We start from the raw sequence: 25,291 nt of genomic DNA on the forward strand, positions 1-25,291 counted from the left end.
TTTTTATTGCTGTAAGTCGTTAGGCGCTCCAGGTTGATAATTCTTGGCCCAAATAAATTCAGTTAATTGGCGATTAACGGCTAAGTTATTATCATGAAGAGCGGAATGTTGTGACTTGGCACCAAATGATTCAAATGTTTGATAGAAGTTGACTTTGTCTCTCAAAATATATCGTAGTGATAGTGCTGAGGTCGCAGTTACGACACCGTCTGAATTTGAGCCATCACCAATGTTGCCAAAGATATTAAGGACTCGCACTTGATGAGGAAAATTATTGCGTAGCCTGTACAGTTTCTTGTATTCAGGATGAATGATCTTGGGACGGCCATCTGCTAACAACCGGTTTTGGTTGGGCTTATCGTCCCACAAAGTCTTAAGTGGACCCGAAGTCGGTTGATTAGCCTTGTGATTATCGATGATGCCATCATATGGACCAGCGATCAGACACATTTTTTGGGTTCTCGGAAGGTCACTTTGATTGCCGTTTAATAAGTTGTAGTACACGGCAGCGTAAGCACCCATGGAGTGACCAACAAAGTTTAAATTATTCACATGGTATTTTGCCTTTAATAATTTACAGACTTTAGTTAGCCAGTGAGCATATTGAACTTCGCCGGCACGATTATTGTCAAATTGCAACATGATGATTGGATTGCGCATCCATTTTTTGATGTCTCCCGTGACGAGAATCTTACCATTGGAACGAACTCTGATGATCATCCGTTTTCTAGCCACTCCACGCACCTCAGCAGAAGTTACCATATCACGTTCAGCCATTAAACTACTAGACCAACCGTGAATAAATATTGTCGGCGTATTGTTGCTAACAAAACCATTGTCAGGAGCCTTTAATTCCTGAGGACGGGAATGCCAGAGCGCAAAGACGGAGATGACAATTATAATTATTCCAATGATGAAGTATAGGAAACGAAAGCTAATAAAACGGAATTTTTCGAACATATTATTCTCTTGCCACCTTGTTCATTCTTGATAATCTAATTCGATTTAGGAAATACATGTAAATATACGACAGGATAAAGGATACTGCAAGAGCAATTATAGTTCTGATGTATGGAGATGAAACACCTAGATTTCCCGAAACATCAAGGAGAATTTTGTGCAGATACATAATTCCTAGGGTTTGTTGGCCAAGGACTTGTAATCCGTGGACAATAAATTGTGGACAGTATTCTGATAGATAGTAACAGAATCCAAATACTACTAGACATACTAAGATTGGAATGATGGCTACGTAAGAAACCCTGGATAAAGCAATATGATGATATGAAGCATGGATTAACCGTGATTTTAAGAAAAAACCGAAGTTGAATCTATCAGTGTATTGCATGAATACTAACCACAGAGTAATCATTGTTGCAGGAATCAAGAACCATAAATTTTTGACAATTTGTTGGATATTCTTGAAGTATAAATATCCAAACAAGACAAAGAACGTTACAATCAAAACTACATCAAAATCCCATGGAGTATATTTCCAATTGAGAAAATGAATATGCTTATAACTAGTCCCGACGATTAATGATAGAAAACCAACGATAATCAAGAATTCTCTTTTTTGAATGTATGTAATTAGGAATGTGACAAATAATATCGTTAACAGATACACGTTAATATACCAAAATACACTGGTGTAATGGTTTAAAGTCTGACCACCATAAACTAGACGCACGAAATAAAACAAGGTATATTTCCATGATTCGTTACGCAGAAAGTGGGAAACCATAATTACTAACGTTCCACAAAACGCATAAGATATTAATAGGGGATAGATCCGCTTTTTAAAGAATTCAGGCCAGTGTCCAGGCTTGACTGGTTTTAAGAAGAAGCCACCCATGATAAAGAAGATTGGCATATGCCACCAATACAAAGTATGAAAAAGTGTGCCATGATAGGTTAACGAATGACCCAACACCACGGCGATAATTCCAATTGCCTTGGCAACATCGATCCATTCAATCCGTTTCTTGCTCAAGATATTCACCTCAATAAATTTAATGTCAAAAATGACCTATTAATAATATTTTAGAGCATTTACTAATTTTAATACAATACTTTTTTATTACAGATAAAACTTAGTTAATAAAGATTTATAAATACATTCAATGAAAGATTGATAATAATTCATTTCTTGATAAAATAGTACGAGTGTATTAAATCGATGAAAGTGGGATTTTTAAAAAATGAATGAGATTGATAATTCTCAAGGAGATGCTTCTAGAGATAAAATGCTATCTGGTTCAGCATGGATGACAGCCGGCAGTATTTTTTCTAGAATTCTAGGAGCAATTTACATAATACCTTGGCGTCAATGGTTCGGTGAATATTTCTATCGTGGAAATGCTTTGTATGGTTTCGGATATAACATCTATAGTTTTGTGTTGATCGTGGCAATCGCCGGAATCCCTTCAGCAATTGCTAAGCAAGTTTCTCATTACAATGCGATGAACGAATATGGAGTTGGAATTAGAATCTATAAACGTGGATTGATTCTTTCCGCGGCGTTAGGAATAATCTCGGCGTTAGTTCTTTATTTTGGGGCACCGTTATTAGATGGTGGTAATGAGAACGTGGTTCCTGTCCTGCATTCACTAGCATGGGCAGTTTTGATTATTCCGACAATGAGTTTGACTCGTGGCTACTTCCAAGGGTATCAAGAAATGGCTCCTTCAGCGATTTCGCAATTCGTTGAACAACTAGCCAGAGTTTTGTACATGTTGGCAACAGCCTACATTATCATGGAAGTTATGCATGGTAACTGGATCACTGCAGTTTCACAATCAACATTTGCGGCCTTCATTGGTGCATTGTTTGGAACTTTGACTTTAGGGTTCTACTATTTAAAACGTAGAAAACACTTTAGAAGCTTAGTTGCCAATAGTGATAATCAGATTAGAGTATCTCCAAAGCAGTTATATCAAGAGATAATCGCTCAATCCGTTCCGTTCATTATTTTGGGAGCCGGAATTACGATCTTTCAATTAATTGATCAATATACTTTCTTTCCAATTATGACCAGTTTAAAAATCTTTACCGCAACTCAGGTTAGTGACTTATTTGCAATGTTTGCTGCTAACTCAAACAAATTAATTATGATTTCTATTTCGTTGGCATCAGCATTGGCAGTTACTGCTGTGCCACTACTTTCTGAAGCTTTGACCAATAATCGTAAGGAAGAAATCAAGGCGCAAAACACAAATGTATTATCAATGTTTATGTTTACGATGATTCCTGCTGCCTTGGGAATGGCAGCCATTGCTGGACCACTTAATCGAGCCTTTTATGGTATCGAATACCATGGCTTGGCAGCTAACGTCTTAACGGTTTCTTCAATCGTTTCAATTCTGATGGGATTGTTTGTGGTGGCCTCAGCTGTCATGCAAGGACTTTCAGAAAACAAACGCGCGGTGAAGTATTTCTTCATTGGCACAGCTGTTAAATTAATTGTCCAGTGGCCATGTGTTCATTTCCTAGGGGTATTTGGTCCGCTAGTTTCTACGGCAATTGGACTTTTAGTAGCGAACTTCTTAATCATTGGTTTTTTAAAAAATCGATTCGGTTATGATATGCCACAAATTAGAAGAACTTTAGTTAACGTTGGAATTGCGGCATTAGTAATGTACGTTGTGGCACTCGTAATGGTTTATATTGGCAACATGGTGATGTCATTATTCACTGATCCATTTGGTGGCTTGGCCAGCGTGATCGTCGCAGTTATCGCTGCAGTTATTGGTGGTTTTGTCTACGTTTACTTAACGTTAAGAACCAGAACTGCCGACTTAGTTCTTGGGGCTAGAAGTAATAGTTTAAGAGCTAAATTAAGAATAAAATAGTTTTATAAAAACACCGAGGCAGTCTTAGCTACCTCGGTGTTTTTTAATGTTCATGCTTTTTCATGAATTTGGGTAATGCCATTGAGATTTGGTGAGGCAATACCACGTATTGATTTTTAGCGATTTCGTCAGCCATTGCACTGTGAGTATAAACGGCGGCTTCAACAGTCCGCACATCATTACCAAACTGACAGAGAAAGCCCCCGATCATTCCAGCTAATGTATCTCCCATACCTCCAGTTGCTTGAGCAGGGGTCCCAACAGTATTTTCGGCTGGTTCAGTATTTGGACTATAGACTTGTGTCCTGCTAGATTTAACTACTGCGATGGCATTAAGGCGATTGGTAGCTTGCTGATTAAGTTCTGGATTTTGTTGTGCGATGGGGATATTTGAAACTCGTTGCCATTCCATTTGGTGAGGAGTTAAAACATTGGTTGAAGTAGTTGGTAGGGATAAATGTTCCTGTGCCATCAATGTGAGTGCTGAGCCATCCACGACCAATGTTTGTTTATCAGTGACATTTTTAAAAACGGCGGTCAAAACTTGTTTGCTATTTTCTTCAGTCCCTAAGCCAGGGCCAATGACGATGACATTAGCTTGGCTAACTAATGCCAGCACTTGCGGAAGTTCATTAATATCTTGAAACATGGCTTCAGGTACCTGACTATGTAAGCTAACTTGATTAGAATTGTCGGTTACTGTCGTGACTAGACCGGCACCGGAATAAACTGCTGCCATGGTGGCCATGATAATTGCACCACCGAAATTGGCGTTGCCACCAATTAATACAATTTTGCCAAAAGTTCCTTTATAACTGTTTACGGGTCGGCTTTTAATGATGCTTAAAATGTCTTCAGTAATTTTTTTCATAATGATGCCTCCTACATTTAAAGTATATCATTTTCGGATTAGATAAATTTAACGGAACCCGTCTGGATATGATAAAATATTAGCAAACAAGGTAGAAAGAGAGCGCAATTATGACAATTGATTGGAAAGCTTTAGCAAACAATTATAGAGATGCGTATTTAGACGATTTAAAGTCATTAATTGAAATTGAAAGTGTTCGTGATGATGAGCATGCCACAGATGAATATCCTTTAGGTGAAGGCCCTACAAAAGCAATGGAACGATTTCTTGCTATGGGTGATAGAGATGGTTTTAAGACCGTCAAATTGGATAACACAGTTGGATATATTGAATATGGTGAAGGTGATAAGACCTTAGCCATTCAATCACATGCTGACGTTATGCCAGCTGGTGATGGCTGGAAGACTGATCCCTTTGAACTAACTATTAAAGATAATAAAGTTTTTGGTCGTGGAACTTCAGATGATAAGGGACCAGGTTTAGCTGCGTACTATGGTTTGAAGATGCTTAAAGATCAAAAAATCGAACCTAAACTTAAGATCAGATTGATTATTGGTACTGATGAAGAAAGTGATTGGACAGGGATGAAACATTACTTTGAAGTTGAACCTCAACCAACTTTTGGATTCTCACCGGATGCAGAGTTCCCACTGATCAATGGTGAAAAAGGAAATGGTACTTACGAAATCAAGTTTGGTAACCAAAATGGTGAAGAATTTGTTTTGAAGACTTTTGATTCAGGTTTGAGAACTAACATGGTTCCCGGCAAGGCAGTGGCTTTTGTGGAAACTGATGATAATGAAGCCTTTGTTGAGAAATTTACTGATTTCTTGGATAACAATCCTGTTGCTGGAGAAATCGAAGCTACTGACGAAGGTGTAAAAGTCTTAGTGACTGGTAAGCAAGCTCATGCAATGGAACCTAAAAATGGTATCAACGCCGGAACTTATTTAGCCAATTTCTTAAACCAATTTGATTTTGAAAAGGATGCCAAGGCATTCCTTAACTTAGCTGGAGACGTATTACACGACGATTCCAGAGCTCATAAAATTCGTGCTAACTACACTGATGATATCATGGGTGATGTGACCATGAACGTTGGTATCTTGAAGTTTGACCAAGCCAATGGTGGAATGATCAATACTAACTTCAGATATCCTAAGGGTAGTTCAGATGAAATTATTTTAGAGGCCTTGAAGAAGGTCGCAAATAACGTCACTGAACTTTCACACATGGTTCCACATTACGTTGAAAAAGATGATCCAATTGTTTCAACTTTATTGGGAGTCTATGAACGTCAAACTGGTGAAAAGAACGTTGAACCAGAAGTTGTTGGTGGCGGAACTTATGCTCGTCTAATGGATCGTGGAGTTGCTTTTGGCGCTTTGTTCCCAGGAGTTGAAGACACAATGCATCAAGCTAATGAATTCCAACCCATTGATGATTTGATCAAGGCAATGTCAATCTACGGTGAATCAATTTATGAACTGTCTAAGTAAGACGGAAGTGAGGTAGGAGATGGCTAATTTTAATTATTCAAACGTTGTAGTTGGAGTCGATGGCTCTAAAGCGTCTGGTTTGGCTTTTAAGAAGGCTTTACAAATTGCCACTAACAATCACGCACGTTTGGTCATAGTGGCCGTTATCAACGAACGTAACCTGGTTAGGATCAACAAAGAGGCATCTGTCGGTTTTGGGGCCATTAGTCCACGAACTATTGAGACTTTAAAAATCGATGTTGAAGCTAGGGTTAGCAATTATGTTCAAATTGCCAAGGATGCCGGTATTGAAGCAATTGGTACAGTTGACTATGGTGATCCGCGAGACATTTTGACTGATAAAATCGTTGAGGATTATGGTGCAGACCTGTTGGTAGTTGGTGCCACTGGTGCCGGCCCTGTAACTAGATTGATGATGGGTTCAACGGCAACATACGTGGTTAGTCATGCTCCTGTAGATGTGATCGTAGTAAGAACAGAACTAGCAAACAAATAAGTGAATAAAAACGAAGAACCCAATCTATTTTTAGATGGGTTCTTTTTTGAATCAAATTAATTTTGTGGCCAAATAAAAATCCCTAACTTTAAATGAGTTATCAAAGTTAGGGAATGTTTATTAATAAATGTGTTTTAAATGGCTTCTTCTTCTGGTTTTCTGATAGTAGCTAGTTTCTCATCGATTTGGCCAAGAACGATATCTACATTACCAGGAACTGATAAGTCATATTTTTGAAGATCAATTTTCATCTTTGGACTAACATCATATTCATCGAACCACTTTTTGTAAGCAGTCCACATCTTGAAGTAGTATTTCTCTAGATCAGGATTGTCATCAAATTGTTCGTAATCACGACCACGTTTCTTGATCCGATATTTGATGGTGTCGAAATCACTATCAGCATATACCAAAAGGTCTGGTGCCTTTTTAGGCATTTGGTCAAGCTCATTCATCATATTATCAAGCAATGTTAGATAAACTGATAATTCAGTATCAGTAATATTACCTTCAGCGTTATTTTCTCTAGTGAAGAGTGCATCCTCGTAGATTGAACGATCAAGCACGTTGTTATCATCACTAAGCGCTTGTTTGATCATTGAAAAACGCTTGTTAAGGAAGTAGATCTGTAACAAAAAGCCGTATTGTTTCTGGTCTGAATAGTAAAGTGGCAGTACTGGATTATCGCCTACTGGTTCAAAGAACGCCTTTGTTCCTAAATGTTCCGCAATTTTGCCAGTAAGGGTAGTCTTACCAACACCAATCATTCCTGCTGTAATTATCACCATATTAGCCCCTCTTTTGTTAAATTTACAATATATAGTGTACCATAAATTTGGCACCACAATATATCCAATTTCACTGAATTTTTGAATAGGAATCATTTCGGAAACTGGTGTACAATTATAGGTGGAAGAATAATTTACTGGAGGGGATCAATTTGTATAAAGGTGTAGTATTTTTTGACTTAGATGGAACCTTATTTGATGATGATAAAAATGTTTCGCAACAAAATATTGATGCAATTCAAGAATTAAAGCGTAACCAAATTCTACCAATTATTTCGACCGGAAGAAATATCTTCGAGATTAATTACGTACTTGATAGTACTAAGATTAATTCGATTGTCAGTGCCAATGGTAGTTACGTTCAGTATGAGGGTAAAAAACTTGATGCTGAAGTAATTCCACAAAATGTCATTGAAGATCTTTTGGAGTTTGCTCATCGACAAAGAGACGTTGTAGCATTTTATAACCATGAAGAATTGGCATTGACTGCCAATAACGATTTGACTGATGAAAACTACCGAATTTTAAGATTACATACCAAAGTTGATCCTAAATGGTATCTTACACATGACGTTAACTTTATGTGTGTGTTTAACTATGATAAAGATAAAAGATACCAAGATAAATTCGCTGGTGAATTATCACTTGTTAGAAACAATCCGCGTTGTATGGATACAATGAACTGGGGAGTCTCAAAACAAACTGGGATTCAGACTTTAATGAAGCGTGCAGGACTTCAAGGAGTGCCATCATATGCCTTTGGAGATCAATTGAATGATTTACAAATGTTTGCAGAAGTCGATCATCCAATCGCAATGGGTAATGGGCATGACAAGGCTAAGGCGGCGGCTGAATTCGTTACTGATACTAATATGGACGGTGGAATCGTCAAAGGTTTAAGACATTACGGATTGATCAAATAACAAATAATTAGAGATTAAAAGAGGGCTTACTATCATCAACTAGTAAGTCCTCTTTTTTGATTGTTGTTTAGTTCATTTGACTCTTGATGTGATCCAAGGTCATTTCACCAGTATCATTGAATTTGATATCAGCGGCGGCTAAAATCTTAGGATCACCAATTCCGATTGAAGTTTCGTTAGCGGCATTGATTGCTTCAACTCCGGCAGCAGCATCTTCAACCCCAATACATTGTTCTGGTTTTAAATTAATTAATTCGGCACCCTTAAGATAAATTTCTGGATCCGGTTTACCTTTAGTTAATGATTGTGGATCAACGATTTGTGGGAAGTAGTCAGTTAATTGCAACTTACTTAATACCTTGGGAGCATTTTTTGATGCTGAAGCAAGTGAGATCAAATAATTGTGGGCTTTTAAATCATCAAGGAATTTTTTGATTCCAGGAAGAATATTAGCGGGAGTCATTTGATCAACCAGCTTAAGGTAGTTGGTATTTTTTTCAGTGGCTAGGTCGACTTTTTCGTCTTCAGTGTATTTATCACTGAGGTTGCCGGCTTTTAGAATCATTTCCAAAGAATCCATTCGGCTGATTCCCTTTAAACCATCTTCAAGTTCTTGTGACCAAGGTGCACCAACTTTATCGGCAACTTGATGCCATGCTTGACTGTGAAATACTGAGGTATCAGTAATTACTCCATCCAAATCAAAAACGAAACCTTTAATATCTGTAAATTTTGTCATGTTATTCACTCCTAATTAACGATATTTAATTGTTTGTACTTTATTCTTTGTCAAAGAGTAATTCTTCCCTTTAACAGTGATATTGGTATCGGCATTAGCTTTGACACTCACGTTATTGCGATCGATCACGAACGAGTAATTGATGCCTTGGAAAAGCTGACAGAATTCAAGCTTGGTCCATAACTTAGGTAGGTGAGGGTTAATGGAAACTGCTTTACCATCAGTTGAGACACCACCGTAATTTCTAGTTTCGATTTCAAGTGTGGCGCCCATAACTCCTAAGTGAATTCCTTCGGCAGTAGTTCCACCCTGAATATCGTAGTAATCAGATAGTAGGGCAGTTGAGAATAATTGCCAAGATTGATCCATGTTACCATCCAGCTCATTAAGCACTGAGTAGACGATTCTTGAGAGAGTTGAACCATGAGTGGTTCGGTTTAAGTAGTACTGAAGATTCTTAGTGAAGTAGTTTTCTGGTAACTGGTATCCTAAATTGTTCAATACAGTTTGAACTTCACTCATTGGCAAGATGTAATATGCCATCAAAGTATCAGCTTGTTTAGCAACTTGGTAGGCATCAGGTGACTTTCCTTCACCCTTTAAGAGGCGATCGATTCTAGAAATGTCACCGTATTTTCTGCGGTATGAATCAAAGTTAAGCTTGGATAGGTTAAAGTAACCTTCAAATTGACCAATGATACCGTCTTCGTTAACATCCAAACGGAGCTTGTGAGAAATATCAGTCATCTTGTTAAGGTCGTCATTTGAGAAGTCGGCTTTGTGTTCAGCGTCAGTAACCTTATCAGGATATTCATTAATGAAGCTATTTACTTTGTCGAATAGCCAAGAAACCATGATGTTAGTGTAAGCATTGTTGGTCAAACCACGGTCAGTGGAGTTAGGGTACTCTTCGTGGAACTCATCAGGTCCCATAACTTCCTTAATGTCGTATCGGTCTGCTTGTTTATCATATGAAGCCATGCTGATCCAGAATTTGGTAATTGATAATAACATTTCAAATCCATAATCATGCATGAACTGTAAGTCACCCGAAATGTGAACGTAATTAATTATGTCGTAAGCAACGGAGATTGAGACGTGACGTTGTAGGCGACTGTTATCTGGATCCCACTTTCCACTAACTGGATTCAAGTGAAGGAATTGTGATTGTTCATCACCATACATCCCTGATTGCCAAGGATACATGGCACCAGCCTTGCCTTCGCTCTTCGCGTAATCTCTGGCTGGATTAAGACGATTATAGCGATACATCAAACACTGCTTGGCAATTTTAGGGTAATGTGATGCGTAGAATGGTAAATCAAAAGTAACATCCCAGAAGACATGACCACGATAAGCTTCACCATGAAGACCACGAGCCCCAGTCGAGGCGTCAATGTCACCAGTACCTAATGCTGATCCAGATACCATCAAATGAAAAATGTTAACTCTGGTCAATTTTTGTGAGGTGATGTCATTGCTGATCTTAATATCGGAAGTTTTCCAAACGTTGTTAAAGAAAGATTGACTATCTTTTAAAGTGTCTTCAAATGAAGAGGCCGATAGTTCTTTTCTTACGTCATCTTCAACAATTGGATGCTGACCATCACTAGTGAATACGCTAACATTTTTTTCGAACGTGTAAGCCTTATTTGGTTCAACATCTAGACTGAGTGTTTGACTGATAATTTGGTTTTCAGTTGAAGTGTCAACCAAATCATTAATATCAAAATCATCGCTGGTTAACTTCGAGTTGATCATAAATTCAACTTTGGATGTTTTAGTGCGTCCACGCATTGAGATCTGGTTGTCATTAGCTGACATGCCAATAATCTCAATATGCTTTTGATCAAAGTCTTTATAACGATCAACGTTTAGGTTTTGGACACTGCCATCGATCTTGGTGTATATCTGCAAACTACCAGAGAAGTTGATTGGTTTAACTTCATAGCTAACAGCAAATCGATGGTAGTTGGTCATGTTAGCAACTTTCTTAGTACAAATCTCCAAGACTTGTCCAGTGGCCAATTGAACATGCATGGTAATAGTTAAAAGGCCGGTTCTTAAATCAAGACTTCTATAGATGTCTTGGATATCTTCTTTTTTGATCTTAAATGGTTCCTGATGATCAACACCAAAAGTGATGTATTGACTGTTTGGTAGGTTGACCAGGTCTTCATTGACCACATCATGGTCGTTGATATTAGTAGTTAATTGATTGAATACGCCAGCTACGTACATTCCAGGATAATTGTCTTTGTCGGCATCGGCTTCGACGAATGAGCCACGTAAGCCAAAGTAACCATTACCAATGGTTAACATTGCTTCTTGACCATAATTTCGCTTGCCACTGTATTCACCATAATAATCTAGATGCCACTTTAAATACTCGGCTTTTTGTTGGACGGCATTTTCCAAGCCGATTTCATTGGCAGTTTTCATGTTAACAACTGGAACATTTAACAGGTTGGCAATTGCTAACCCTATATCAATTTTTTGATGGTTGATTCCGATAATGGTATCTGAAAAATCGTAATTTAATGAATTTTCGATGATTCCAGCATCAATTGGTAAACCAGTTAAGACTGATTTTATGTTCTCTAAATTCTCACCAATTGAGAGATCTGAGTTGTACGTAATAACGAATTTTCTGAAGGGCGGTTGATTGGAATTTTCTGAGTAATTGATTTCCAACATGCCTTCACGAGCTTGTATCGCAAACGTTCTCATATGATTTCCCCCTAAAAATAACTGTTTACAAGATAATCTTAGTTCAATGGGTCACAAAACTCAATTAACTGCTATAAAAAAGCACTGTCTGACGCAGTGCCATTAATTATTTGAAGATTCTTTTTTAAGCAAATCTCTGATTTCTGAAAGTAAAATAGTTTGTTGATCAGGAGCATCGTCAGATTCTGGTTTGGGTTTACTAAACCGATTAATTAATTTGATGAGCAAGAATACTACGAAAGCAATAATTATGAAGTTGATGACTGAGTTTATGAATGCTCCATATTTAAATGTGGCTTGGCCAACTGTGACACTTAGATTGGATAGATCAAGCTTTCCTAAGAAGACTCCAATTAATGGATTAATCAGGTTGTCAGTAAGTGATGTAACAATGGCAGTAAATGCACCACCAATAATTACCCCAACAGCAAGATCCACAACGTTGCCACGACTAATAAAGTCTTTAAATTCTTTTAACATTAGTGAATGTTCCTTCCTTTCATTGTTATAATTAGTATCATTATACAGAACGGATAAAGTTGGTCCCAATTTAAAAACTATCATATCAACGAGACTACTTCAAACGTGTGCTAAAATTAAGCCAAACCATGATGGGAATAGGATTAATTATGAAATATATTTATTTAACAGCTGCAATTATAATTACTGGATTGATGGTATTGGCCATTACCATGATTTCAATAACATTCTTTGGTGATCCTGCTAAGATGGTCTTGTTTTTGGTGTTGACCGTCATTATTTATCAAGTGCTATTTACACCAGTAGTGGTTTTGTATTTAAGAAAGAAGCGATCTAAGTCATAAACTTTGGGGGTGAACAAGATCATTAAAATAACGAATTCAAAAGCAAAGATGATCGCAGCTTTGACTGTTTTGACTGTGGCAGTGGTTTGTCAGTTACAGTTTACGATCAACGTATCAGCGGCTACTAAAAGTAATCCCGAGACCGTCAGTGTGGTTTTAAAACCTCGGAGTCAAGGAAAACTTTCACAATTGGTTTACGCTACTGGCAATCCAAATTCTAAGCAATACCATAATTACATAGAACCAAGAGAATTTGCGAACAGATTTGGTGCCAAGAAGACGACTGTTAAACAAGTGCAAAATTACTTTAAAAAACATCATTTGGAAGTAAAGGTTCAGTCAGGCAACACGGTACTTTTGGTTACCGGTTCTAAACAAAATTTGGCCAAAGCCTTTCATGTTACTTTAGTTAAGTCTTGGAACGATGGGGCTACTTATCGAAGAATGATTGGAACCCCAAAATTATCAAGGAAATTAACACCAAAAATGCTAATGGTGAGCGGTTTATCAAGATACTATGCTGTGAGTGCCCGAGCTACTCAACAACAACCCTCCTCAATGCATGTTCGGGCAAAGAGCACTCATGCTGACGATGGCTACGAACCTAATAAATTCGTTCGGCACTATGGAGTTCAATCACTTTATAACAATGGTAATACTGGTCGCAGCAAAACAATTGGTATTATTTCGTTTGCTAATTATCACTATGCTGATGCTTACCACTTTTGGAATTCGATTGGTCTAAATGTCAAACAAAATCGATTAAGTGTTAAACGTGCTAATGGAACTAAAGATAACTGGGCCAACGCCGAAGAGACGACGATGGATGTCGAGCAGGCTGGGGCAATCGCACCGGACGCATATATTAGAACATATATTGGTGAACCAGATGTAACTGGCATGATAACTTCTCTTTCAAATGCAGTCGGTGAGAATCGTGCTAGCGTTCTATCGATCAGTTGGGGGCAAAGTGAGGCCACATTATCTAATGAAATTAAGCTAGGCATCACGCCCGCAAAATATAATACGGCACTGAATATCTTATTTGAACAGGCTGCTGTTCAAGGAATCAGTGTGTTGACTGCTAGCGGTGACAATGGGGCTTATGACGGAGTGTTAGAAGGCAATCAGAGTGGGTTGTCTGTTGATTTTCCATCGAGCTCACCTTATGTAACAGCCGTGGGTGGCACAACCTTGCCCAGTCACCAATGGATCGACCATAATCGAGTGACCACCAAGAAGGAACGTGCTTGGGGTTCGGATGTCGTTAATCCCACGAGTAACGTTCAGATTCCGTATAAAAACATTTCCAAATTGACGAAGTACTTTGCAGGTGGTGGTGGCGGTTTTAGTAAGTTCAACAAAACACCTAAATATCAATTAGGCGTCAGTGGTGTAAATACTTTTGAAGCTATTAAGGCATGGTCCTTTAAGGATAATCGGGTTGTCAGAATTTTTAATGACCCAGAAGTATCTGGCAAGGAAACGGGTCGAAATTTACCTGATATTTCTGCAAATGCTGATCCAGTTACTGGCTACAGTATGTATGTTTCTGGATCAAAAGATGGGTCTGATGGTTCTTGGTATGTAGTAGGGGGGACTAGTTTAGTTGCTCCACAAATGGCAGGTAGTTTGCTATTAGTTGGTGATGACGTTGGTAATAGATTAGGATTTATTAATCCTTTAATGTATCGATTAGCAAGATTAACTGACTCTCCATTTACAACACTAGACAGTGCTAAAGATAATAATAATTTATATTACACTGGCCAACCAGGTAAACTTTATAATCAAGCAACCGGCTTGGGAACAGTTAATTTTGGCAAATTATCACAAGCTATCAAAGATAAAAAATAGTGGAGGCAGCGCATGAATGAACAGAGATCAAAATTAGGCCCTGGAGATTTTTTTGAACGAATTGGTATTCTAATTTTCTTAGTTATTTTAGTTTTATCAGTACAAATTCCATTGGGAGTGATTGCTAGAACTCGACAAATTAAGACTGCAACGATTTTATTGGGAATTGCCTACTTGGCGATTTTTATAGTAGTAATTTTGATTGCGAGATTCTTCTATCGCAGATACGGAAAGGTCACTCCCAAGCCATTCACATGGGCTGACTTACGATTAGTATTAATCGGTTTTGTCGTGATGCTGGCTGCTGAAGTGATCTTAGGTATGGTTAATCAACAGGTGTACGGTGTGCAACAAACGTCAAATAATGAAGTGATCGCTCAGTTGCTAAGTTCAAATCGACTAACTTTGGTATTGTTGATGATTTCATCAGTATGCCTATCACCGATTCTAGAAGAATTAGTTTTTAGAGGATTTTTGATCAGCTCATTTTTTGATGCTAGTTCACGAGTGTGGCCCGTGGTTGTTAGTGCAGTTTTGTTTGCCATTCCTCATATGGAAGATTTAAACATCATTAGCTTTTTAACTTATGCCTCAATGGGAGCTGTGTTAGCATACCTGTACAATCACACTAAAAATATCAAAGTTTCGATTGCGCTTCATTTTTTGAATAATTTATACGCCATGCTTGGGATGGTCACCTTGTTACTCACCCAGCATTAATATTGCAATCATTTCGCACCAGTAAACCATTGTCAGGTTTGCTGGTGCTTTTTAGTTTGACTAGTAATTTGGTTTCAGGCATTATTTAAATAATTAAAAATGAATTGGATGATGATGAGATGGGACTAACAAAAGCATTATTTAATGATTTATCTGAAGGTGTCAAAGGGTCTAAAAACTTAATCACGGATGTGCCGGGAGTTCAAGTTGGCCACGTCACGGTCGACGATGATAAAGTACATTCAGGAGTCACTGCAGTTATTCCAGCTAATGGAAATTTGTTTCGGAATAAGTTACCAGCAGGAGTCTGTGTGTTAAACGGTTTTGGTAAAAGCGTCGGCCTGGTTCAAATTGAAGAATTAGGTACTTTGGAAACACCAATTGTATTAACCAATACGTTTTCTGTCGGGACTGCCGTGAATGCGTTGACTAAGAAAATGCTGGCTGAAAATCCAGAAATTGGTGATACAACCAGTACTGTTAATCCGGTAGTTGCAGAATGTAATGACGGTGATGTTTCAGACATTCGCGCAATGAAAATTTCAGAAGATGACGTTAATCAAGCGTTTGCTAATGTTAGTCAAGATTTTGAAGAAGGGGCAGTTGGTGCTGGCCGGGGGATGATGTGCTACGACCTTAAGGGTGGAATCGGTTCGTCATCTAGAGTAGTTAGTGTTGATGATGAACATCAATATACTGTTGGCACACTGACCATGACCAATTACGGGTACTTACAAGATTTCATTGTGAACGGTTTGCCAATTGGTAAACCGTTGTCTGAGATGATCAAAGCTGACAAAAACAAAGAAGAAAAGGGCTCGATCATTACCGTGATTGCCACGGATGCACCACTTGATGCTCGCCAATTAAAGCGACTTGCTAAACGGGCCACGGTTGGTATTAATAGATCGGGTGGCTATATTGGCAATGGTAGTGGAGAAATCGTATTTGCGTTTTCGACACAGAATCGAGTCGCTCATTTTGCTGACTCGGATTTTGATACAATTACCAGATTTAATGATAACCATATCGACAAATTTTTCAGAGCAGTAGCTGCTAGTGTTGACGAGTCTATTTTGAGTTCAATGGTTCATGCTGATTCCGTAATTGACCGCAAAAATCGTCATCGTTTAGGATTGATTGATGCCTGTCTGAAGCTACAGAACCAAGACACAAAATATTCAGGATTGGTTGAAGAGACTTTGAATTTTTTAGGAGTGAAGCAGTAATGGATATTTTATTTGATGCTCCCAACATTGATCAAAATGCTTGGGGAGCAATTAACGGTTGCGAAGCGGCTAGTCTTTTAGAAGGTTTGCACTATCAAAATAAATTAACTGAAGTCAATTATGGTGAATTTTTAAAAATGATGCCTATCGATCAATCTGGAAACCCATATCGGGGTTTTGGTGGCTCACCTTATCGCAACCAATCAGGCAAATTTGAAGCGATTTTCGTGAAACCTTTAAGTGATTGGGCAGCTCAATACACAACTTTTCGTGATATAAGTGACTTAGGAATTGAAGCTATTTATGATTCGATTCGTAAAGGTGAACCGGTGGTTGCTTATGTTACAGTTCATTTTGAAGAACCGGAGATTCAAAGATATCCTTTTGGTGATGTCGCAATTAATAATCATGCAGTTTTAGTGGATGGATTGACTGATTCTCAAGTGCACGTGAGCGATCCAATTGATGGTAGTTATTTCCTTGATAAAGAAAAGTTTGCACATATTCAACAAAGTCGGAAAATGGCATTATCTCTCTTAAAATGAAAAAATAATTAAAAAACGCAATGCATAATTCTCATTTTTATGATAAATTAAACTATAATCTTATTTTTAAATCAAAATTCGGGGGAGTGAATTTTTATGGGCTTATCTCATAAGGTAGCGGTAGCATCCATTTTTGCAACAACGGCATTAATACTAGTTGGTTGTGGTAAATCAGATAATAGTTCTCAAAAACAAACGATTACCACGTCGACAGATACTGAATTATCAACAGTTGATTTGTCAAAGACAACTTCTGTTTCAGCATTCAATGTTCTAAATAACGTTGATGAAGGATTATTTCGGTTAGGTAAAAACAGTAAAGTCGAACCTGGTATCGCAACTGATACTAAAGTTTTTAATAATGGTAAAACCTATACTTTCAATCTAAGAAAAAATGCTAAGTGGAGCAATGGAGATCCGGTAACAGCACAAGATTTTGTTTATTCTTGGCGCAGAACTTTAAACCCTAAAACCGCTTCTCAATATGGATACCTATTCTCCGGAATTAAGAATGCAGATAAGATTCAAAATAAAAAGGTTGCACCTAACACTTTAGGTGTTAAAGCGGTAGGCAAATATAAACTAGTCGTTAACTTAGAACAAAAAATTCCATATTTCAAACTCTTGTTAGGTTTTCCGGTGTTCTTCCCACAAGATTCAAAAGCGGTCGATAAGTATGGTAGTCGATACGGAACTACTGCCAAAGAAATGGTTTACAACGGACCATTTACTTTGACTGGTTGGAACGGAACAAACTTGAACTGGACTTTGAAGAAAAATCCTAATTATTGGGACAAGAAGAATGTTAAGTTAGACGATATTAAATTTAATGTGGTTAAGGATCCATCAACTAGCTTGAATTTATATGATCAAAAGAAACTTGATATGGCCCAATTATCAGCTACCCAAGCAAAACAAATGGGCAATAACAAAAATATGGTTTCTCGTAAGCAGTCATCTTCGTACTACATTGCGTTTAACCAAAAAATCAAGGCCTTTAAAAACCAGAAAATCAGACAAGCAATCTCTATGTCAATTAACCGCTCAACTTTAGCTAATAAGGTTATTGCGGGAGGGGCAGTTGAAACAGATAATTTTGTTTCCAAAGGATTAGCTTATTCACCAAAGAACGGCAGTGATTTCACTTCTGACACCACTGCACCTGCTTCAATGAAGTACAATCCTACTGAAGCTAAGAAATTAATGACCGAAGGATTACGCGAAGTTGGTCAAAAACAATTGAAGTTCACTTTATTGAACGTTGATACGTATGATCAAAAACAATTGAGTGAATATCTACAAAGTGCGATTGAGAAAACTTTGCCACAGGTTAAAGTTTCATTGAATAACATTCCTGGCCAAACTGTTTTGAGTCGTCAAGCTGATCAAAACTTCCAAGTCACAGTTGCTAATTGGTTCGCTGATTTTTCAGATCCAGTTACCTTCTTAAATATTTTAACTTCAAAGAACCCAAGTAACATTTCTAAGTGGTCTAATAGTGCTTATGATGCGTTACTAAATAAGACTAACGGTGTGAATGGAAATAATCCCGAAGCTAGATGGCAAGATATGATTGATGCACAAAACTTGGCACTGCAGAAGCAAGCCATTGTTCCGCTATATCAATCTGGAGAAAAATGGTTGGTTAACAGTAAAGTCAAGGAAATCATCTATAATACAGCTGGTGCCAATTACAACTATAAAGAAGCATACGTTAAATAGGAGGCAGTTTTGAGTACAGTAATTAAAAGTATTAAAACTCAAGTTGTAGATGTGCCACTAAAACAACCATTTGTGACTGCTTTAAGAACGGTCACCACGGCTGAAACTGTAATCGTAGAGGTACAAGATTCAGATGGCAAAATCGGTTATGGAGAAGCTGCGCCAACAGCCGTCATAACCGGTGATACTACTAAAAGTATTGTGTCGGCCATCGAGGATTTTATTAGCCCCAAAATAATCGGGATGCCATTGGATAAACCTGATTTAATTAAAGAAACAATCGACGATGTGTTGGAACATAATTCAAGTCCAAAGGCTGCCGTGAATATTGCAGTCAATGACCTGATCGCACAAGGGTATGGTGTCCCACTGTACGTTCTACTGGGTGGCACGAGCAATGAAGTGGTTACTGATTATACCGTTAGTGTCGGTAGTACTGATGACATGATCAATCAATCTCAGCAATACGTGGCAGCTGGGTTTGATACCTTGAAAATCAAGGTTGGAGCGGATGATGAGCTAACGGATCTGAAAAAGGTCACGGCAATCAGAAAAGCAGTGGGTTCTGATGTGAAGATTCGGTTAGATGCTAATCAAGGATGGCATGCCAAGCAAGCAGTGGTCGCGATTAATCGAATGGAAGATGCAGGTTTAAACATTGAACTAGTAGAACAACCGGTAAAATCCTCAGACTTTGAAGGTATGAAATATGTCACGGAGCATGTGGATACTATGATCATGGCTGACGAAAGTATTTTTTCAGTTGAAGATGCTTTAAGGCTGATTTCAATGCGTGGATGTGATTTGATCAACTTAAAATTGATGAAGGCTGGCGGAATTGATAATGCTTTAAAAATCAATACATTAGCCGAAGCAGCCGGCATTAACTGTATGGTTGGTAGCATGATTGAATCTTCTGTATCAGTGTCAGCTGCTGCTCATTTGGCAGCGGCTAAGCGAAACATTAAGTACGTGGATTTAGATGCCGCACTAATGTTTTCAAAAAATCCAGTCTCTGGTGGTTATGTGAGTGACCAAAATAGAATAGAGTTGTTAAACAAACCTGGATTGGGATTTTAAATGTGAAAAAGAGTGTCGATGATGTCATTTCAACACTCTTTTTTGTTGGTTTTTCGGTTGGCGATTGTCTGGAGGATAAACTCATGACAATTTAGTGGAAAGTGGTAATATATGAAGAAATAGGAGGGGTGACAGTATGAAAACAATGAGAATTAACGTCCCTGTTGCAACGATTTGGACGTCAAAAGATTCGATTAGGCCAGTTGATAAGCTAGCTGTGGCAGGTAATACAAAGCAGTGGACGGACCAAATGACTGATCAAGAAACGATTGATTTGGGCGATAATGATCGGGTTGTCACTCAGGCGTTATTCAATGATGAAGTTATTATTGATCGAAAAGAAAATGACTGGTTAAAAGTTGTGATACCGAGTCAAACTGATGATTCAGATAAACGTGGCTATCCTGGTTGGGTACCCAGCGCATTAGTATCTGAAGTTGAGAGCAGTCCAGTTACTAGTCAGGTGAGAATTGCGACTAAGTTTGCTGATCTATATGATGAAAATAAGCAAAAAGTAATGGAATTGAGCCAGGGAACAGTCTTTGAGGAGACCAGCCGTGATGATGAATGGATCGGTGTGAATACACCCAAAGGCGCAGGATTCATCAAAGCTTCTGCGACTATGATTCCAGTTGATGCCGATAATTCAGGCCAAATCATGGTTGAGTTGGCTCAACAATTTATGGGATTACGCTACATTTGGAGTGGAATTTCGTCATATGGCTTTGACTGCTCAGGATTGGTATATAGTTTGCACCGAGTTCTCGGTATTTTGATACCAAGGGATGCTGATGATCAACATGCTAATGGCAATCCAATTTCACCAGAAAATGCTTTACCTGGTGACTTAGTATTCTTTGCTTATGATCACGGTAAGGGTTATGTCCATCACGTTGGTATGTACATTGGTAATGGTAAGATGATTGAATCAAGAACTTTAGGTAAGACAGTGGATATTGCTGAGTTGACTGAGCCTAAATTTGCTGAAGAATTTGCTGGATTCAGGAGATATTGGCATTAATGAAAATTCCGGTGAAGCAAATTGAAACTATGATTAATCAATTTGATGGCAAGACTGGATGTGTCATTTCAGTTAATGATGAGATTGGTTATTCTTTTCGAGCAGATGAATCATTCAAGTCTGCATCATTAATTAAATTAGCGGTTTTAAATGCTCTGGTCGATCAACAAGTGCCTTTCGACAACTTGGTTCCAATTGATGATCAGGATTTTGTTGGTGGTTCAGGTGTAATTTCTTTATTACAGCCAAGTGAAATGACGGTCCGCGGGTTATTAAATATGATGATCAGTGTTTCGGATAACACCGCTACTAATATCTTAATTGCATATCTGGGTGGATTGGAATCTGTGAACCAGTGGTTAAGAGACCATGGATTTGTGAAAACTAGTTTGAATCGTTTAATGATGGATCAAGAAGCAATTAAGTCAGGTCATGATAATGTCATTTCAGCTAAAGAGGCACTGAAATTATTGCAGATGGCATTATCTAGAAGTTCAGAAATTACCGATTGGTTTGTTGACCAGCAATTTCGATATAAACTGCCAGGTAATTTTGATGAGTTAGGTTTACCAATCACAGTTGCTAATAAGACTGGTGAGGGTAAGTCATTGGATCATGATGCGGCTCGTTTTATGTTTGGAGACCAAGTTATTGATATCGTTCTGTTAACTAGCGACTTCTCAAATCGCAGTGATTCCATCCAATTATTTAATCAAATTGGTGAGCTAATCGCTCAAACAATCCTAAATAAATAGTTAATTTTATCTTGAGAAACATTAAATAAAAGCCGATTCAATTTAGAATCGACTTTTTTGTTGTAAACTTTAGTTGTAAATAAATTCTAAGGAGTCTGCTATGAAGACACATTTTAAGACTAAAGTAACTTTCATTGCGATGGCATTATTGGCCATTGTTGGAATATTTTCTATCGGAAGCCAGTCAGTTAAAGCTGATGAAAATGTTCAAAGTAAAGCATTGTCACAACCATATGTAGTGTATGGATCTGGATTAGCTTCTGAAGATAAGGACAACATCAGTAATACTTTAGGTGTTAAGTCTAACTATCAATCACTAACCGTTGATGGTTCTGATTATGCTACCTATATCAATTCCGCTGGAACTAGCGATGCTAGCATGATCAGTTCAGTGTCATTGGCTCCCGCTGATCCAGGCACAGGGGTCAAAGTTAACATTGAACCATACAATGGAGAAAACAACATTACTCAAGTAACTTCTCAACAATATGCGATGGTTGCCACTATGGCTGGGGTAAATGATGTGATTATCACAGTTACAGCTGACAAACCAGTTTCTGGTGAATCTGCATTGACTGGTGTTTACAAGGCGCTTGCCAACGATGGAATTACCTTGAATCAACAAAATACTCAAGCAGCTAACGGTGTTTTGGATGCTACTCAACCAGCAATCAATAAAAACAGTGATGATAAGAGTTATCCTGGTAAGTTGATGGCCGCAGTTGGTCAAGTGTCATCTGATTTAGCTAAGCAACGTCAAAAGAATGATCAATTAGCAACTAAGGATGATATCCAACAAATGCTACAAGATGCTTTACAAAAACAAGGTATCTCTAACAACACTTCACAAACCACAATTAACAACATTGTTGTGGCGTTAGGAAATGTTCAAAAGGCACCCATCTCTGAATCAAATACGTATATTGATAATGCCAAGGGAATGGCCAGTGGTTTGGCTAACTCAGTTGGTGACAAGATGGCTGATTTAAAGGATTTTGCTAATAGTGCGGATGCTAAAAAGGCCGAAGGATTACTTGCAAGAATCTGGCAAGCAGTTGTTGATTTCTTCAGTAACTTATTTTAAATAAATAATTAGTCAAAAAAAGAGTAGCCAATAATTTGGCTACTCTTTTTAGTTAAATTGTAGATTGCTCATCAAAACGATCAAGCTTGTCTTCAACTTTTTGAATTTTTTGAATGTATTCAGCTCTTTCACCATCAGCGAAGCCGAGTGATGTCATGCAACCAGATACGTGTTCATAAATATCATCACGCTTTTCTTTGGCCATATCAGTCAATCTGATTGTCACTGATCGTTCATCGACTGAACTGCGTTCACGATTGATCCAACCGCTACTTTCTAATCGTTTTAACAATGGAGTCAAAGTACCACTGTCCAATTCTAGATATTTACCTAACTCTTTAACAGATAGTGGAGCATACTCCCAAAGAGTTAACATAGCAATATATTGAGGATATGTTAACTTGTATGGTTTTAATGCGATTTGATAGAAATGGTTGAATTTTTTATTAGCTGTATAAAGTTTAAAACATAGCTGGTCTTCTAATAAGACAGGTTCAACATTTGACATGGTTTCAACCTCACTCCTTGTATTATAATAACATTGTAAAGGAGTTTTAATAAAAAGCCAAACAAAAGAGAAAGCAATTTAACTTTACACAATATATTTCATGGGGTGATTTAATGCAGAAACATCGAATTAGATTTAGCACGTGGTTAGCAATAATTAATATTGTCTCAATTCTTATTTATCTGGGTTATTATGGGTATTGGTATTTTCAAAAACAACCTAAATTTGGCGGTCAGAAGTTACTTTTGATTGAAGTGGCAGCGGGGATAATCTTAGTTGCTTTGCCATTTTTGATTGAATGGATCGGTAAATTTTATTTCCCACAAATTGAATTGGTATTTTATTTTGTATTTCTATATTTATCGATTTTACTCGGATCAGGACTACAAATGTATGGAGTGCCATACTGGGATAAGTATGAACACATTTTAGCTGGAATTATGTTAGCAGGCATTGGTTATCCGATCTTTAACAGCTTGGCTAACGTTCGTTCAAGTGCTAGAACTCATCCAGGACTAATGAGCTTATTTTCTTTCACCTTTGGAATTACATGTGGTGTCTTCTGGGAGTTTTATGAATTCACCGCTGACGGTTTAGCTAATTTGAACTTACAACGGTATGAAGTTGGCTCCCATTTACTTCTTGGTAGAGCTGCATTAATGGACACCATGGGTGATTTGTTCGCTGATGTTGCTGGTGCCTTGATAATGGCAGTTATCGGCTACCTAATGATCAAAAACAATCCAAGCAGTAGTAGATATTTAGTTTTTCAATTCAAACGTAAGCAAGGCTTTTCAACAATCCATTTTTAGTGTAAACTTGTGATTGTTGTTGCCCCGATGGCGGAACTGGCAGACGCGCAGCGTTCAGGTCGCTGTTCGAGCAATCGAGTACAGGTTCGAATCCTGCTCGGGGCAGAAAATTCAAAAAAGCACCAGATTTACTTATCTAAAGTAAATCTGGTGCTTTTTATTTTACGTTAACTATCTTCTATTAGGTGTCTTCTGATCTCTGCGATATTGTTTGATCATTGCATATAGTGACCATAAAAGTTGCGCAGCACCAATAATTAATGAAAATTTTGACCAAAATCCAGTTGTTCGTTTCATAATATCATCCTCCTGACGTTAAATTCCGGGGAGACTTTACACTTTGTATTGTATCAAATGTAGGGCGAATCATAAATTTTAGTGCCTACATAAAAATATTAAGCGTAAGATTTGATTGTAAGCGTTTTATTATGCATTATATAGGTGGATACATTAATAATTGAGAAAACTTTTTAGTACGCGATAAGGAGGTAATTATATGTTTAAGAATATTGTGGTAACTTTAGATGGCAGTGACAACTCAAATGACGCTTTAGTTCAAGCTGTTGATGTTGCTAAAACCAATAACGCTAATTTAACACTAGTATCAATCGTTAATGAAACTAGCTATTACTACATGGGTAGTACAGTAACGGTGGGCACAACTCCGTTGCCAACTGACATGAAAGAAGTTCAGAGAAACGCTGCTCAAAAGACGTTGGATGCAGCTGAAGCTTACTGTAGTTCTCAAGGAGTATCTGTTAAAACTCAAATAGAGGAGGGTATTCCTAAACGAGTTATTGTTGATTCATACACTAGAGAAAAGGGCTATGACCTGTTAGTAATTGGTAAATCTGGTACTGATGCTGTTAGTCGAGTATTATTAGGATCAACAACAGCGTATGTTGTCCGTAATGCAGACACAACAGTCATGGTTGTTGGCTAATGAAATATAAAAAGGCCTTGAAGCTGAGATTGCTTCAAGGTCTTTTTATTATGTTTAGAACTTACCAGAAACCTTGTATGGTTTGGTTAGGGTATCTGATTCGTTGTCGTGTGAAACCTTGTCGCCTTCAAAGAAGACATCAAAAGTTTCATTGTCGGGTCCATGGACTACTAAGAAATTTTTATCGTTAGTATCTTTTTCCTTATAAATTTGAGCAGTTTTCACTGCCTCGTTGTAATCGTGAAAATTACCAATTGAGTCTCCTGGATTAAAAAATACGATATCGTCCATAAA

At 37.8% G+C, this 25,291-nt stretch carries 26 protein-coding genes and 1 tRNA gene; 17 read left to right on the plus strand and 10 right to left on the minus strand.

The window, feature by feature from the left end; all coding sequences use genetic code 11:
* Positions 1-3: 3 nt before the first annotated feature.
* Both O0236_RS04315 and O0236_RS04320 read right to left on the minus strand, forming a co-directional pair.
* Positions 4-960 carry an alpha/beta hydrolase gene (locus tag O0236_RS04315; protein WP_268912887.1) on the minus strand — a complete coding sequence of 319 codons (957 nt, stop codon included), beginning with the start codon at positions 958-960 and terminating at the stop codon, positions 4-6.
* Between the two features lies 1 nt (position 961).
* On the minus strand, positions 962-1,993 hold the full coding sequence (locus O0236_RS04320) for an acyltransferase family protein (protein WP_268912888.1): 1,032 nt from the start codon (positions 1,991-1,993) through the stop codon (positions 962-964).
* A gap of 208 nt (positions 1,994-2,201) precedes the next feature.
* Between O0236_RS04320 and O0236_RS04325 the strand changes: the two genes are divergently transcribed.
* Positions 2,202-3,851: a polysaccharide biosynthesis protein gene (locus tag O0236_RS04325; protein ID WP_268912889.1), complete on the plus strand. Its 1,650-nt coding sequence runs from the start codon at positions 2,202-2,204 to the stop codon at positions 3,849-3,851.
* A 43-nt stretch (positions 3,852-3,894) separates the two neighbouring features.
* On the opposite strand, the gene O0236_RS04330 is transcribed toward O0236_RS04325, so the two are convergent.
* A complete protein-coding gene (locus tag O0236_RS04330; protein WP_268912890.1) occupies positions 3,895-4,722 on the minus strand; it encodes an NAD(P)H-hydrate dehydratase in 828 nt (275 codons plus the stop codon).
* A gap of 110 nt (positions 4,723-4,832) precedes the next feature.
* Here O0236_RS04330 and pepV point away from each other — a divergent pair, with 110 nt between their 5' ends.
* Together pepV and O0236_RS04340 are read left to right on the plus strand one after the other, a co-directional pair.
* Positions 4,833-6,221 carry a dipeptidase PepV gene (gene pepV / locus O0236_RS04335; protein ID WP_268912891.1) on the plus strand — a complete coding sequence of 463 codons (1,389 nt, stop codon included), beginning with the start codon at positions 4,833-4,835 and terminating at the stop codon, positions 6,219-6,221.
* 19 nt (positions 6,222-6,240) lie between these two features.
* Complete coding sequence (locus O0236_RS04340) at positions 6,241-6,717, plus strand: universal stress protein (protein ID WP_268912892.1); 477 nt, start codon at positions 6,241-6,243, stop codon at positions 6,715-6,717.
* Between the two features lie 134 nt (positions 6,718-6,851).
* Here the strand turns inward: O0236_RS04340 and O0236_RS04345 are convergent, their stop codons facing one another.
* Positions 6,852-7,505, minus strand: a complete 654-nt coding sequence (locus O0236_RS04345) for a deoxynucleoside kinase (protein ID WP_268912893.1) — start codon at positions 7,503-7,505, stop codon at positions 6,852-6,854.
* A gap of 152 nt (positions 7,506-7,657) precedes the next feature.
* Here O0236_RS04345 and O0236_RS04350 point away from each other — a divergent pair, with 152 nt between their 5' ends.
* Positions 7,658-8,428 (plus strand): Cof-type HAD-IIB family hydrolase, encoded by a 771-nt coding sequence (locus O0236_RS04350; RefSeq protein ID WP_268912894.1) that lies wholly within the window; start codon positions 7,658-7,660, stop codon positions 8,426-8,428.
* A gap of 67 nt (positions 8,429-8,495) precedes the next feature.
* Here the strand turns inward: O0236_RS04350 and pgmB are convergent, their stop codons facing one another.
* From pgmB to mscL, 3 genes are all read right to left on the minus strand, one after another.
* On the minus strand, positions 8,496-9,167 hold the full coding sequence (pgmB, locus tag O0236_RS04355) for a beta-phosphoglucomutase (protein WP_268912895.1): 672 nt from the start codon (positions 9,165-9,167) through the stop codon (positions 8,496-8,498).
* Positions 9,168-9,182: 15 nt separating this feature from the next.
* Positions 9,183-11,897, minus strand: coding sequence for a glycoside hydrolase family 65 protein (locus O0236_RS04360; RefSeq protein ID WP_268912896.1), 2,715 nt, complete (start codon positions 11,895-11,897; stop codon positions 9,183-9,185).
* 102 nt (positions 11,898-11,999) lie between these two features.
* Entirely contained in the window at positions 12,000-12,377 is a 378-nt protein-coding gene (gene mscL / locus O0236_RS04365; protein ID WP_268912897.1) for a large-conductance mechanosensitive channel protein MscL, read from the minus strand.
* A 149-nt stretch (positions 12,378-12,526) separates the two neighbouring features.
* On the opposite strand from mscL, the gene O0236_RS04370 reads away from it, so the two are divergent.
* From O0236_RS04370 to O0236_RS04415, 10 genes are all read left to right on the plus strand, one after another.
* Positions 12,527-12,721, plus strand: a complete 195-nt coding sequence (locus O0236_RS04370) for a hypothetical protein (RefSeq protein WP_268912898.1) — start codon at positions 12,527-12,529, stop codon at positions 12,719-12,721.
* A 9-nt stretch (positions 12,722-12,730) separates the two neighbouring features.
* Positions 12,731-14,578 carry a protease pro-enzyme activation domain-containing protein gene (locus O0236_RS04375; RefSeq protein WP_268912899.1) on the plus strand — a complete coding sequence of 616 codons (1,848 nt, stop codon included), beginning with the start codon at positions 12,731-12,733 and terminating at the stop codon, positions 14,576-14,578.
* A 12-nt stretch (positions 14,579-14,590) separates the two neighbouring features.
* Positions 14,591-15,298: a CPBP family intramembrane glutamic endopeptidase gene (locus O0236_RS04380; protein ID WP_268912900.1), complete on the plus strand. Its 708-nt coding sequence runs from the start codon at positions 14,591-14,593 to the stop codon at positions 15,296-15,298.
* A gap of 119 nt (positions 15,299-15,417) precedes the next feature.
* Positions 15,418-16,527, plus strand: a complete 1,110-nt coding sequence (locus tag O0236_RS04385) for a P1 family peptidase (RefSeq protein WP_268912901.1) — start codon at positions 15,418-15,420, stop codon at positions 16,525-16,527.
* Complete coding sequence (locus O0236_RS04390) at positions 16,527-17,072, plus strand: C39 family peptidase (RefSeq protein WP_268912902.1); 546 nt, start codon at positions 16,527-16,529, stop codon at positions 17,070-17,072. Before O0236_RS04385 ends, O0236_RS04390 begins: the two co-directional genes overlap by 1 nt.
* Positions 17,073-17,168: 96 nt before the next feature.
* A complete protein-coding gene (locus tag O0236_RS04395) occupies positions 17,169-18,794 on the plus strand; it encodes a peptide ABC transporter substrate-binding protein (RefSeq protein WP_268912903.1) in 1,626 nt (541 codons plus the stop codon).
* Positions 18,795-18,803: 9 nt separating this feature from the next.
* Positions 18,804-19,874 (plus strand): dipeptide epimerase, encoded by a 1,071-nt coding sequence (locus O0236_RS04400; protein ID WP_268912904.1) that lies wholly within the window; start codon positions 18,804-18,806, stop codon positions 19,872-19,874.
* Positions 19,875-20,010: 136 nt separating this feature from the next.
* Positions 20,011-20,895 (plus strand): C40 family peptidase, encoded by an 885-nt coding sequence (locus O0236_RS04405; protein WP_268912905.1) that lies wholly within the window; start codon positions 20,011-20,013, stop codon positions 20,893-20,895.
* Entirely contained in the window at positions 20,895-21,650 is a 756-nt protein-coding gene (locus O0236_RS04410) for a serine hydrolase (RefSeq protein WP_268912906.1), read from the plus strand. Before O0236_RS04405 ends, O0236_RS04410 begins: the two co-directional genes overlap by 1 nt.
* A gap of 100 nt (positions 21,651-21,750) precedes the next feature.
* Entirely contained in the window at positions 21,751-22,734 is a 984-nt protein-coding gene (locus O0236_RS04415; protein ID WP_268912907.1) for a DUF1002 domain-containing protein, read from the plus strand.
* A gap of 52 nt (positions 22,735-22,786) precedes the next feature.
* On the opposite strand, the gene O0236_RS04420 is transcribed toward O0236_RS04415, so the two are convergent.
* Positions 22,787-23,242, minus strand: coding sequence for a MarR family winged helix-turn-helix transcriptional regulator (locus O0236_RS04420; RefSeq protein WP_268912908.1), 456 nt, complete (start codon positions 23,240-23,242; stop codon positions 22,787-22,789).
* A 113-nt stretch (positions 23,243-23,355) separates the two neighbouring features.
* On the opposite strand from O0236_RS04420, the gene O0236_RS04425 reads away from it, so the two are divergent.
* Together O0236_RS04425 and O0236_RS04430 are read left to right on the plus strand one after the other, a co-directional pair.
* Positions 23,356-24,054 (plus strand): hypothetical protein, encoded by a 699-nt coding sequence (locus tag O0236_RS04425; protein WP_268912909.1) that lies wholly within the window; start codon positions 23,356-23,358, stop codon positions 24,052-24,054.
* Positions 24,055-24,075: 21 nt separating this feature from the next.
* Positions 24,076-24,159, plus strand: a tRNA-Leu gene (locus O0236_RS04430).
* Positions 24,160-24,225: 66 nt separating this feature from the next.
* Here the strand turns inward: O0236_RS04430 and O0236_RS04435 are convergent.
* A complete protein-coding gene (locus O0236_RS04435; protein ID WP_268912910.1) occupies positions 24,226-24,351 on the minus strand; it encodes a hypothetical protein in 126 nt (41 codons plus the stop codon).
* Between the two features lie 199 nt (positions 24,352-24,550).
* Between O0236_RS04435 and O0236_RS04440 the strand changes: the two genes are divergently transcribed.
* Positions 24,551-24,997 carry a universal stress protein gene (locus O0236_RS04440; protein ID WP_268912911.1) on the plus strand — a complete coding sequence of 149 codons (447 nt, stop codon included), beginning with the start codon at positions 24,551-24,553 and terminating at the stop codon, positions 24,995-24,997.
* A 54-nt stretch (positions 24,998-25,051) separates the two neighbouring features.
* Here O0236_RS04440 and O0236_RS04445 read toward each other — a convergent pair whose 3' ends face one another.
* Positions 25,052-25,288: a hypothetical protein gene (locus O0236_RS04445; RefSeq protein WP_268912912.1), complete on the minus strand. Its 237-nt coding sequence runs from the start codon at positions 25,286-25,288 to the stop codon at positions 25,052-25,054.
* Positions 25,289-25,291: the final 3 nt, after the last annotated feature.

Origin of the sequence: Lentilactobacillus sp. SPB1-3, assembly GCF_026913205.2 — a bacterium.
In the GTDB taxonomy this organism is placed as follows: domain Bacteria; phylum Bacillota; class Bacilli; order Lactobacillales; family Lactobacillaceae; genus Lentilactobacillus; species Lentilactobacillus terminaliae.

Excerpts from the sequence above, each read along its gene's own strand:
- O0236_RS04315 (WP_268912887.1), bottom strand. The coding sequence starts at position 960 with ATGTTCGAAAAATTCCGTTTTATTAGCTTTCGTTTCCTATACTTCATC.
- O0236_RS04325 (WP_268912889.1), top strand. The coding sequence starts at position 2,202 with ATGAATGAGATTGATAATTCTCAAGGAGATGCTTCTAGAGATAAAATG.
- O0236_RS04330 (WP_268912890.1), bottom strand. The coding sequence starts at position 4,722 with ATGAAAAAAATTACTGAAGACATTTTAAGCATCATTAAAAGCCGACCC.
- pepV (WP_268912891.1), top strand. The coding sequence starts at position 4,833 with ATGACAATTGATTGGAAAGCTTTAGCAAACAATTATAGAGATGCGTAT.
- O0236_RS04340 (WP_268912892.1), top strand. The coding sequence starts at position 6,241 with ATGGCTAATTTTAATTATTCAAACGTTGTAGTTGGAGTCGATGGCTCT.
- O0236_RS04345 (WP_268912893.1), bottom strand. The coding sequence starts at position 7,505 with ATGGTGATAATTACAGCAGGAATGATTGGTGTTGGTAAGACTACCCTT.
- pgmB (WP_268912895.1), bottom strand. The coding sequence starts at position 9,167 with ATGACAAAATTTACAGATATTAAAGGTTTCGTTTTTGATTTGGATGGA.
- O0236_RS04360 (WP_268912896.1), bottom strand. The coding sequence starts at position 11,897 with ATGAGAACGTTTGCGATACAAGCTCGTGAAGGCATGTTGGAAATCAAT.
- mscL (WP_268912897.1), bottom strand. The coding sequence starts at position 12,377 with ATGTTAAAAGAATTTAAAGACTTTATTAGTCGTGGCAACGTTGTGGAT.
- O0236_RS04370 (WP_268912898.1), top strand. The coding sequence starts at position 12,527 with ATGAAATATATTTATTTAACAGCTGCAATTATAATTACTGGATTGATG.
- O0236_RS04380 (WP_268912900.1), top strand. The coding sequence starts at position 14,591 with ATGAATGAACAGAGATCAAAATTAGGCCCTGGAGATTTTTTTGAACGA.
- O0236_RS04385 (WP_268912901.1), top strand. The coding sequence starts at position 15,418 with ATGGGACTAACAAAAGCATTATTTAATGATTTATCTGAAGGTGTCAAA.
- O0236_RS04390 (WP_268912902.1), top strand. The coding sequence starts at position 16,527 with ATGGATATTTTATTTGATGCTCCCAACATTGATCAAAATGCTTGGGGA.
- O0236_RS04395 (WP_268912903.1), top strand. The coding sequence starts at position 17,169 with ATGGGCTTATCTCATAAGGTAGCGGTAGCATCCATTTTTGCAACAACG.
- O0236_RS04405 (WP_268912905.1), top strand. The coding sequence starts at position 20,011 with ATGAAAACAATGAGAATTAACGTCCCTGTTGCAACGATTTGGACGTCA.
- O0236_RS04410 (WP_268912906.1), top strand. The coding sequence starts at position 20,895 with ATGAAAATTCCGGTGAAGCAAATTGAAACTATGATTAATCAATTTGAT.
- O0236_RS04415 (WP_268912907.1), top strand. The coding sequence starts at position 21,751 with ATGAAGACACATTTTAAGACTAAAGTAACTTTCATTGCGATGGCATTA.
- O0236_RS04420 (WP_268912908.1), bottom strand. The coding sequence starts at position 23,242 with ATGTCAAATGTTGAACCTGTCTTATTAGAAGACCAGCTATGTTTTAAA.
- O0236_RS04425 (WP_268912909.1), top strand. The coding sequence starts at position 23,356 with ATGCAGAAACATCGAATTAGATTTAGCACGTGGTTAGCAATAATTAAT.
- O0236_RS04435 (WP_268912910.1), bottom strand. The coding sequence starts at position 24,351 with ATGAAACGAACAACTGGATTTTGGTCAAAATTTTCATTAATTATTGGT.
- O0236_RS04440 (WP_268912911.1), top strand. The coding sequence starts at position 24,551 with ATGTTTAAGAATATTGTGGTAACTTTAGATGGCAGTGACAACTCAAAT.
- O0236_RS04445 (WP_268912912.1), bottom strand. The coding sequence starts at position 25,288 with ATGGACGATATCGTATTTTTTAATCCAGGAGACTCAATTGGTAATTTT.